Consider the following 9,644-nt stretch of genomic DNA (forward strand, 5'->3'; position numbering starts at 1 on the left):
GCGCGATCAGCCGCGCCGTACCCGGTCCACATTAGCCCGGTGAGGGGACACGATCGGCTCGCGGCGGGCACGCTCGCAGCGAACAGCGCCGGTCAGGTCACGCTTCGGCGCCCTCGCTGCCGTGCAGCGGGAACCCGGCGATGCCGCGCCAGGCCAGCGAGGTCAGCAGGCCCACCGCCGTGTCACGGGCGACCGGGCTCGCGCTGGAGAGCCAGTAGCGGGCCACCACCTGGGAGACCCCGCCCAGGCCCACGGCCAGCAGCATCGACTCGTCCTTCGACAGGCCGGTGTCCTCCGCGATGACGTCCGAGATGGCCTCCGCGCACTGCAACGACACCCGGTCGACGCGCTCGCGCACCGCCGGCTCGTTCGTCAGGTCCGATTCGAAGACCAGCCGGAACGCGCCGCCCTCGTCCTCCACGTACGCGAAGTAGGCGTCCATCGTCGCGGCCACGCGCAGCTTGTTGTCGCTGGTGGACCCCAGCGCCGTGCGCACCGCCAGCAGCAGCGCCTCGCAGTGCTGGTCCAGCAGCGCGAGGTACAGGTCGAGCTTGCCGGGGAAGTGCTGGTACAGCACCGGCTTGCTGACCCCGGCGCGCTCCGCGATGTCGTCCATCGCCGCGGCGTGGTAGCCCTGCGCGACGAACACCTCCTGGGCCGCGCCCAGGAGCTGGTTGCGCCGGGCCCGGCGCGGCAGTCGCGTGCCCCGCGGACGCGCTGCCTCGGTCTGCTCGATGGCTGTCACGCCGCCTCCCACTTTCTCTAAGAACACAGTGCGCTCTGCGCCGCGCCGCCATCGTACTTTTCGGTAACCGAATCTGGTGGGTTCAAGCCGAGTTTTCTCGCGGTACGGACCGCCCGGAGACACTGCGGACCCGCTGGTCAGCGGCGGTCAGCGGTAGTCGTCCTCGTCCAGCGGAACCACTCGCGCCTGTTCCGCGGCGTCCGCCTCGGGGGCTTCGAGCGTCTCCAGGCCGTCGAGGGCGTCGTCCTCCAGCGGCTGGATCTCGGTGTCCTGTTCGGCGGCATCCGCCTCCGGCGCCTCCGGGCTGGGCGTCTCCCGAAGCCGTTCCCGGAAGCTGTCCGGTTCCGCAGGGTCGACAGTCATGCCTCTCCCCTCGCCTTCGCTCGTGTTCCCACTAAGAGCCTAGGAGGATCCGGGACACGCCGCCAGGTGGTCTTGTGACCGCCAACACAAGCGATGACCCGGGGGCGGGCGTGATCGTCTCGTAACATTGGCCCATGTCTTCGACCGAGCTGCCGGGTGTGCGGACCACCGTCGAGCCGATCTCCCAGGTGGGGGGCGCCCGGGTGGCCGAGGGGGAGCAGCTGCGCACCGTCGCGCTGCCGGGCCTGGAGATGAACGTACGTTTCCGGCCACCGGTGCGGGAGGGCATGCCGCCCGCGCTGTTCGTCCACGGACTCGGCGGTTCCTCGCAGAACTGGTCGGCCCTCATGGAGGTGCTGGCCGACACCGTCGACGGCGAGGCCCTGGACCTGCCCGGCTTCGGCTGGTCGGCGCCGCCCGCCGACCGGGACTACTCCGTCACCGGGCTCGCCCGCGCCGTCATCCGCCACCTCGACGCCGCCGGCCGCGGCCCCGTCCACCTCTTCGGCAATTCCCTCGGCGGCGCCGTCTCCACCCGGATCGCCGCCGTCCGGCCCGACCTGGTGCGCACCCTGACCCTCGTCTCGCCCGCGCTGCCCGAGCTGCGCGTGCAGCGCTCGGCCGTGCCCACCGCGCTGCTCGCCGTGCCCGGCATGGCTCCTCTGTTCGGGCGCCTCACCCGGGGCCTGACGGCCGAACAGCGCACCCGGGGGGTGACGCAGCTCTGTTACGGGGACCCCGCACGGGTGACGGAGGAGGGGTTCGGGCAGGCCGTCGAGGAGATGCGCCGGCGGATGGAACTGCCGTACTTCTGGGAGGCGATGACCCGCTCCTCGCGCGGGATCGTCGACGCGTACACCCTCGGGGGGCAGCACGGGCTGTGGCGCCAGGCCCAACGGGTGCTCGCGCCCACGCTGTTGGTCTACGGTGGCCGGGACCAACTGGTCTCGTACCGTATGGCGCGCAAGGCCGCCGCGGCCTTCCGGGGTTCGCGGCTGCTGAGCCTGCCCGAGGCAGGACACGTGGCGATGATGGAGTACCCCGAGGTCGTGGCCGCCGCCTTCCGGGAGCTGCTGCACGACACCGGCCGGGACACCGAAGCCGGCACAGGAACAGAAGACGGCAAAGGCTGAGGACCGTGGGACGACATAGTCGCAAGGACCCCGCCCCCGCCCGCCCGGAACCCGGCCCGCCGGCCGACGGCGGACCGGCGGCGTACGGGGGCGAACCGTACGCGGACGAGCGGTACGCGGACGAGCCGTACGCGGGCCGGCGGTACGGGGACGGCCCGTACGGGAGCGGCCCGGAGGCGCCCGAGCCGCACGCGCCCGAGCCGTACGAGGTGCGGCCCCACCCCGGCCGGCCCGCACCGCAGGGGCCCCGGCCGGCCGGACCCCGCGAGAGCGCCCCCGGCCCGCGTCCCGGCGCCGAACCCACCGTCGTCCACCGGGGTTACGTCCCCCCGGTCCGCCCCGGCGCGCGCGGCGAGCGTCCCGGCGGGCACCCCGAGCAGCGCGAGCCCGGCGGAGCCTGGGGAGCGGCCCCGGCCCCCGGAGCCGGCTCCGTCTACGGGGACTGGCGCGGCGCCCCCAAGGCCACCGCCACCGCCACCGCCGCCCCGCCCGCCCCCGAGGCCGGCTTCCCCCGGGTCGCGCCGGCGCCTGCGCCGCCGCCCGGGCCCGGGCCCGCGTCCGGCGTCCGCGCCGACGCCCTCACCTCCACCGGCTCCCACCGCCGCGTGCCCGGCCCCCGCAAGCCCGTCGGCCCGGTCGCCCCCGAAGGGCCCCCGGCCGGGCGCGGCAAGCGGATCCGTACGTACACCGGGATGGCCGCGGCGGCCGTCACCACCGTGCTCGCCGTCGTCGTGGCCGGGCAGGTGGCCACCGAGGGCGACTCCGGCGCCGCTGGGGCGCGCGCCGCCGGTGACGAGGGCGCCGACCGCTCCCTGAGCGGGCAGTCCGCCGCGGCCCGCTCGGACGGCCGCCCCGCCCTCGCCTCCCCGCCCGCCCTGCCCGCGGTGCCGCAGACGTACGAGGCGCAGATGGCGCGGCAGCTGCCGATCGACGCGAAGCTCACCGGGCCCGGCCTCTTCGACACCGTGCCCGGCGTGGCCAACGCCCCGGGCCAGGGCAAGCGGGTGCGTTACCGGGTCGACGTGGAGCAGGGCCTGGGACTGGACGCGCAGCTGTTCGCCGAGGCGGTGCAGCGCACCCTCAACGACCCGCGCAGCTGGGCCCACAACGGTGCGATGACCTTCGAACGGGTGCCGGGCGGCGAGGTCGACTTCGTGATCACCCTGGCCAGCCCCGGGACCACCGGCGCCTGGTGCGCGAGGTCCGGCCTGGACACCACCGTCGACAACGTCTCCTGCGACTCCGCCGCGACCGAACGCGTGATGATCAACGCGTTCCGCTGGGCGCAGGGTTCGCCGACCTACGGCCCGGACCAGATGCTCGCCTACCGGCAGATGCTCATCAACCACGAGGTCGGCCACCGGCTCGGCCACGGTCACGTCAGCTGCCAGACCCCCGGTGCGCTCGCCCCGATCATGCAGCAGCAGACGAAGTCCCTCGACATCGACAACATCCACTGCCTCCCCAACCCCTGGGTGTATCCCGGAAGTTGACCGGAGGGCTCGCGGAGGTCGCGCGGAGGGTGCGCGCAAGGGGCCGGATCGCGCGTTGACAACACGTCCGCTGATCGGTAATCGTTCTCCGCATGTCGCACCGCCACACCGCCTCCGCGAGCGCCGCCATAGAGCTGGCGCTCCTCGGTGTGGCCGCGCACAGCGTGGCCGACATCTTCTGTCGCTGACGCCCGCCTGAGCGCGCGACCGTTTCCGAACCGTCCCACCGCGCCCGGGCCCCCCTCCGCCCGCGGGCGCGGCCCCCTTTCCTTCTCGGTGCGCAGGTCCACCGGTGATGGCGAACGCCGCCTTCCGCGCGGCCGTTTCCGTATCCCGCACTTCGCATCCAGCATCCCGCTGCCCGCCGAGAGGTCCCTTTTCCCATGCGTCAGTCCCACATATCGCGCCGTGTGGCCGCGGTCGCCGTCAGCCTCGTACTGGCCGGGGGCGCCGCGGCGTGCGGGCCCAAGGACGGCGCCGGCAAGGCCTCGGCCGACGGCAAGCCGGGGGCCCCCGGCTCCGCCCCGCAGAAGGGCGGCACCCTGACCGTCCTCAACAACGAGCCGCAGAGCGACTTCGACCCCGCCCGCCTGTACACCTCGGGCGGCGGAAACGTTCCCTCCCTGGTGTTCCGCACGCTCACCACCCGCAACCGCGAGGACGGCCCGGCCGGCTCCAAGGTGGTCCCCGACCTGGCCACCGACCTGGGCAAGCCCAACGCGGACGCCACCGAGTGGACGTACACCCTCAAGGACGGCCTGAAGTACGAGGACGGCAGCCCGATCACCACCGCCGACATCAAGTACGGCATCGAGCGCTCCTTCGCCGCCGAGCTGTCGGGCGGCGCCCCCTACCTGCGCGACTGGCTCGTCGGCGGCGAGACGTACGAGGGCCCGTACAAGGACGGCGGCAAGGGCCTCGACTCCATCGTGGTGCCCGACGCGAAGACCATCGTCTTCAAACTCCGCAAGCCCGAGGGCGAGTTCCCCTTCCTCGCCACCCAGACGCAGTTCGCCCCCGTCCCCAAGGCCAAGGACACCGGCGCCACGTACGAGGAGCACCCCGTCTCCTCCGGCCCGTACAAGGTCGTCAAGAACACCGGGGACGGCGAGACCCTGCTGCTGGAGCGCAACGAGCACTGGGACCCCCGGACCGACGAGGAGCGCAAGGCCTACCCGGACCGGATCGACGTCCGTTCCGGCCTCGACGCCGCCGTCATCAACCAGCGGCTGTCCACCAGCTCCGGCGCCGACGCCGCCGCCGTCACCACCGACACCAACCTGGGGCCGGCCGAACTCGCCCAGGTCGGCGACAACAAGGAGCTCGCCTCCCGCGTCGGCACCGGGCACTTCGGCTACGTCAACTACCTGGCCTTCAACCCGAAGGTGGCCCCCTTCGACAACCCGAAGGTCCGCCAGGCCATCTCCTACGCGGTCAACCGCACCAGCGTGGTCAACGCGGCCGGCGGCTCCGCGCTCGCCGAGCCGGCCACCACCTTCCTGCCCGAGCGCGAGGCCTTCGGGTACAGCGCCTACGACCACTTCCCGGCGGGCAAGACGGGCAACCCGGCCAAGGCCAGGGAACTGCTCAAGGAGGCGGGCTTCCCGGACGGGCTCACCGTCACCCTGACCCACTCCAACGCGCAGAACCGGCAGACCAGCCCCGAGATCGCCACCGCCGTCCAGCAGGCGCTCGCCGCGGCGGGCATCACCGTCAAGCTGGAGGGCCTGGAGACCAACGCCTTCAACGAGAAGCGCTGGGACGTCAAGAACACACCCGGCTTCTTCCTCTCCCGCTGGGGCGCCGACTGGCCCTCCGGCGGCCCCTTCCTCGCCCCGATCTTCGACGGCCGGCAGATCGTCACCAACGGCTCCAACTACAACCACGCGCAGCTGAACGACCCGGCGGTGAACACCGAGATCGACGAGATCGCCAAGCTCACCGACCTCGCGGCGGCGGGCAAGCGCTGGGGCGCCCTCGACAAGAAGATCGGCGAGCAGGCCCTGGACGTGCCGCTGTTCCACCCCGTCTACAAGCGGCTCGTCGGCAAGGACGTCAAGAACGTCGTCATCAGCGACTGGACCGGCGTCCTCGACATCTCGCAGGTCTCGGTCAAGTGAGCCTGCTGACCAGCCGACCGGTGTCCGCGGCCGGGGCCACCGCCCCGGCCGCGGCCGCCGGAGGCCAGGTCTGGCGGCGCCTGCGCCGACGGCCCTCCGCCGTCGGCGCCGCCGCCGTCCTGGCCCTCCTCGTCCTCCTCGCCCTCGCGGCGCCCCTGTTCGCCCAGCTCACCGGCCAGGACCCGAACGCCTACCACGACGACCTCGTCGACTCCGCGCGCGGCGGGGTCCCCCTCGGCCCCTTCGGCGGGATCTCCGCCGGCCACTGGCTCGGCGTCGAACCCGGCAGCGGCCGCGACCTGTTCATCCGGCTGCTCTACGGAGCCCGGATCTCCCTGCTCGTCGCCCTCGGCGCCACCGCCGTCCAGGTCCTCCTCGGCCTCGCCGCCGGACTGGCCGCCGCCCTCGGCAACCGCTTCGTCGGACCGCTCGTCGGCCGCGTCACCGATGTGATGATCGCCCTGCCCATGCTGGTGCTCGCCATCGCGCTGACCGCCGTCGTCCCGCCGGGCTTCCCCAGGCCACTGCTGCTGGTCCTCGTCCTCGGCCTCCTCGGCTGGGGCGGCACGGCCCGGATGGTGGCCGCCCAGACCCTCGCCCTGCGCGGCCTGGACTTCGTCGAAGCCGCCCGGCTGTCGGGCAACGGGACCCTGCGCATCGCCCGCCGCGAACTGCTGCCCTCGCTGGCCGCGCCCGTCATCACGTACGCCGCCATCATGATCCCGTCCAACATCGTCGGCGAGGCCTCCCTCTCCTTCCTCGGGGTCGGCGTCAAGCCGCCCACCCCGTCCTGGGGGCAGATGCTGTCCGGCGCGCAGACCTGGTTCCGCGCGGACCCCGCCTACGTCCTGCTCCCCGCCGGACTGCTCTTCGCCACCGTGCTCGCCTTCACCGTCCTCGGCGACGGCGTCCGTACGGCCCTCGACCCGCGCGAGGGCTCGCGCCTGCGGGTCGGCACCAGGAAGGAGCGCTCCGCGTGACCCGCTTCGTGCTCAAACGGCTCGGCGGGGCCCTGCTGGTCCTGCTCGTCCTGTCCGTCGTCGTCTACGCCCTCTTCTACCTCGCCCCCGGCGACCCCGCCCGCCTCGCCTGCGGGGAGCGATGCAACCCGCAACAGATCGCCCAGGTCCGCGCACAGCTCGGGCTCGACGACTCCACCGTCACCCAGTACCTGCACTTCCTCCAGGGGCTGCTGGCCGGCCGGGACCAGTCCGGCGGCGCCGGAACGGTGCTGCACTGCGACGCGCCCTGCCTCGGCTTCTCCTACCAGAACGACCGGCAGGTCACCGAGCTGCTCCTGGAGCGGCTGCCCGCCACCTTCTCGCTGGCACTGGGCGCCCTCGTGATCTGGCTCGTCGTCGGCGTCGGCACCGGACTCCTGTCGGCGGTGCGTCGCGGCGGGATCACCGAGCGCGTCCTGACCCTGCTGACCCTCGCCGCGACCGGCACCCCCGTCTTCATCCTCGGGCTGCTGCTGCTCATGGCCGTCTGCGCCTACCTCCAGTGGCTGCCGTTCCCCACGTACGTGCCCTTCGGTGAGGATCCCGAGCAGTGGGCCTGGAACCTGCTCCTGCCCTGGGTCACCCTCGGCTTCTTCGAAAGCGCCAAGTACGCCCGCCTCACGCGCAGTTCCACCCTGGAAACCCTCGCCGAGGACCACATCCGCACCTTCCGCGCCTACGGCGTGGGGGAGCGGGCGCTGGTCACCCGGCACGCCGTGCGCGGCGCCGTCGCACCCGTGATCGCGCTCAGCGCCGTGGACTTCGGCACCATGATCGGCGGCGCCGTGCTCACCGAGTCCCTCTTCGGGATCCCCGGGCTCGGCAAGACCCTCATCGACGGGGTGCGCGTCGTCGACCTGCCCGTGGTCGTCGGCGTCGTCCTCACCATCGGCGCCGCCGTCGTCATCGCCGGAGTGATCGCCGACCTGCTGTACGCCGTAGCGGACCGAAGGGTGACCCTGGCATGACCGACCTGCTCGTGGACGTCGACGGCCTCACCGTCGACTTCCCCGTCGGCGCCCCGGGCGCGTACGTGCGCGCCGTCGACGGGGTCTCCTTCACCCTGGAACCCGGCCGCGCCCTCGGCCTCGTCGGCGAATCCGGCAGCGGCAAGTCCACCGTGGCCGCCGCCCTGCTCGGACTGCACCGCGGCACCGGCGCCCGGCTCGGCGGCGCCGTCCGCGTGGGCGGCACCGACGTGGGCTCCGCCGGGCCGGGCGAACTGCGCGCGCTGCGCGGGGGAGTCGCGGCCATGGTCTTCCAGGACCCGCTCAGCTCCCTCGACCCGTACCACGCCATCGGCGACCAGATCGCCGAGGTGTACCGGATCCACACCGCCGCCTCCCGGCGGGCCGCCCGGGCCCGCGCCGTCCAGGTCCTGGACCGGGTCGGCATCCCCGACGCGGTACGCCGCTCCCGGGCCCGGCCGCACGAATTCAGCGGCGGCATGCGCCAGCGGGCCCTGATCGCCATGGCGCTGGCCTGCGAACCGCGGCTGCTCATCGCCGACGAGCCCACCACCGCCCTCGACGTCACCGTCCAGGCCCAGATCCTGGACCTGCTGCACGGACTGCGCGAGGAACGCGGCCTCGGACTGCTCCTGGTCACCCACGACGTCGGCGTCGCGGCCGGCAGCGTCGACGACCTGCTGGTGCTGCGTGACGGCGCCGCGGTGGAACGCGGCCCCGTGCACCGGCTGCTCGCACGGCCCGCCGCCCCCTACACCAGGGCGCTCCTCGCGGCCGTGCCCCGGCTCGACGCGCCCCGCACCCCCCGGCCGCGCCCCACCGGCTCCGAACCCGTCGTCGAAGCCCGCGCGCTGCGCAGGGAGTTCGGCCGTGGCAGGCGCCGGGTCGCCGCCGTCGACGGGGTCAGCCTCACGGTGCGCGCCGGGGAGACGCTGGGGATCGTCGGGGAGTCCGGCAGCGGCAAGAGCACCCTGGGCCGGATGCTCGTCGGGCTGCTGGAGCCCGGCGAAGGGCAGGTCCGCAGGGGCGGCGCGGAGGTCAGCGGCATCACCCCCGGCGCCCAGATGGTCTTCCAGGACCCCGTCTCCTCCCTCAACCCGCGCCGCAGCGTCGGCGAGTCCATCGCCGACCCGCTGCGCGCGGCCGGGCAGCGCGACGAGGCCGCCGTCCGGGCCCGGGTGGGCGAACTCCTGACCCGGGTCGGCCTGGACCCCGCCCACTACGACCGCTACCCGCACGAGTTCAGCGGCGGCCAGCGCCAGCGCGTCGGCATCGCCCGCGCGCTCGCCCCCGGACCGTCGCTGATCGTCTGCGACGAGCCGGTGTCCGCCCTCGACGTCACCACGCAGGCCCAGGTCACCGCCCTGCTCGCGGAGATCCAGCGGGAGTCGGGCATCGCGCTCGTCTTCATCGCGCACGACCTCGCCGTGGTCCGGCAGGTCAGCGACCGGGTCGCCGTGATGCGCCAGGGGCGGATCGTCGAGGAGGGCCCGGTGGACGAGGTCTACGACCGTCCCGCCCACCCCTACACCCGGCAGCTGCTCGACGCCGTCCCGGCCCTGGACCCGGAGCTGGCCGCCGAGCGCCGCTCGGCGCGCCGGGAGGTGTTCGCGTAGGCCCGCGCGGGCGCGGGGGAGCCCCTTTCTAGCGTGCTCGAACGCGAACCGTACGGGAAAGTTACGACTCTTCACCCCTTCCGGTGGCGGGGGGGGGCACCCCCCCCCCCCCCCCCCCCCCCCACCCCGCGAGTTATTGGCCCGCGGGCGCCCGGCCGGCCGCCCCCCCCCCGGCCCCGCCGGGGGGGGGGGGAGACATGGGGTG

9 protein-coding genes are annotated in these 9,644 nt (G+C 73.9%); 7 read left to right on the top strand and 2 right to left on the bottom strand.

All coding sequences use genetic code 11. The annotated features are described in order from the left end of the window. Positions 1 to 97 precede the first annotated feature (97 nt). Both ACFYYT_RS05550 and ACFYYT_RS05555 read right to left on the bottom strand, forming a co-directional pair. Positions 98 to 745, bottom strand: coding sequence for a TetR/AcrR family transcriptional regulator (locus tag ACFYYT_RS05550; RefSeq protein WP_351826141.1), 648 nt, complete (start codon positions 743 to 745; stop codon positions 98 to 100). A 147-nt stretch (positions 746 to 892) separates the two neighbouring features. Continuing rightward, positions 893 to 1,108: a hypothetical protein gene (locus tag ACFYYT_RS05555; protein WP_351826142.1), complete on the bottom strand. Its 216-nt coding sequence runs from the start codon at positions 1,106 to 1,108 to the stop codon at positions 893 to 895. 134 nt (positions 1,109 to 1,242) lie between these two features. Between ACFYYT_RS05555 and ACFYYT_RS05560 the strand changes: the two genes are divergently transcribed. The 7 genes from ACFYYT_RS05560 (at position 1,243) to ACFYYT_RS05590 (ending at position 9,439) form a co-directional block, all read left to right on the top strand. Next, on the top strand, positions 1,243 to 2,241 hold the full coding sequence (locus ACFYYT_RS05560) for an alpha/beta hydrolase (protein ID WP_351826143.1): 999 nt from the start codon (positions 1,243 to 1,245) through the stop codon (positions 2,239 to 2,241). A gap of 5 nt (positions 2,242 to 2,246) precedes the next feature. Beyond that, positions 2,247 to 3,734: a DUF3152 domain-containing protein gene (locus tag ACFYYT_RS05565; RefSeq protein ID WP_351826144.1), complete on the top strand. Its 1,488-nt coding sequence runs from the start codon at positions 2,247 to 2,249 to the stop codon at positions 3,732 to 3,734. Between the two features lie 92 nt (positions 3,735 to 3,826). Beyond that, positions 3,827 to 3,922 carry an Ms4533A family Cys-rich leader peptide gene (locus tag ACFYYT_RS05570; protein ID WP_351826145.1) on the top strand — a complete coding sequence of 32 codons (96 nt, stop codon included), beginning with the start codon at positions 3,827 to 3,829 and terminating at the stop codon, positions 3,920 to 3,922. 195 nt (positions 3,923 to 4,117) lie between these two features. Next, the gene (locus tag ACFYYT_RS05575; protein ID WP_351826146.1) at positions 4,118 to 5,854 is read left to right on the top strand and encodes an ABC transporter substrate-binding protein; all 1,737 of its coding nucleotides are present in this window, start codon (positions 4,118 to 4,120) and stop codon (positions 5,852 to 5,854) included. Next, a complete protein-coding gene (locus ACFYYT_RS05580; protein WP_385365502.1) occupies positions 5,851 to 6,834 on the top strand; it encodes an ABC transporter permease in 984 nt (327 codons plus the stop codon). Before ACFYYT_RS05575 ends, ACFYYT_RS05580 begins: the two co-directional genes overlap by 4 nt. Beyond that, positions 6,831 to 7,823, top strand: coding sequence for an ABC transporter permease (locus tag ACFYYT_RS05585; protein WP_351826147.1), 993 nt, complete (start codon positions 6,831 to 6,833; stop codon positions 7,821 to 7,823). Before ACFYYT_RS05580 ends, ACFYYT_RS05585 begins: the two co-directional genes overlap by 4 nt. Continuing rightward, a complete protein-coding gene (locus tag ACFYYT_RS05590) occupies positions 7,820 to 9,439 on the top strand; it encodes an ABC transporter ATP-binding protein (RefSeq protein WP_351826148.1) in 1,620 nt (539 codons plus the stop codon). Before ACFYYT_RS05585 ends, ACFYYT_RS05590 begins: the two co-directional genes overlap by 4 nt. The last annotated feature ends 205 nt before the right edge of the window (positions 9,440 to 9,644 follow it).

It is taken from the genome of Streptomyces sp. NPDC002032 (assembly GCF_042890765.1).
GTDB lineage: Bacteria > Actinomycetota > Actinomycetes > Streptomycetales > Streptomycetaceae > Streptomyces.

Coding starts and splice junctions, on each gene's coding strand:
- ACFYYT_RS05590 (WP_351826148.1), top strand. CDS start 7,820: ATGACCGACCTGCTCGTGGACGTCGACGGCCTCACCGTCGACTTCCCC.
- ACFYYT_RS05560 (WP_351826143.1), top strand. CDS start 1,243: ATGTCTTCGACCGAGCTGCCGGGTGTGCGGACCACCGTCGAGCCGATC.
- ACFYYT_RS05555 (WP_351826142.1), bottom strand. CDS start 1,108: ATGACTGTCGACCCTGCGGAACCGGACAGCTTCCGGGAACGGCTTCGG.
- ACFYYT_RS05570 (WP_351826145.1), top strand. CDS start 3,827: ATGTCGCACCGCCACACCGCCTCCGCGAGCGCCGCCATAGAGCTGGCG.
- ACFYYT_RS05575 (WP_351826146.1), top strand. CDS start 4,118: ATGCGTCAGTCCCACATATCGCGCCGTGTGGCCGCGGTCGCCGTCAGC.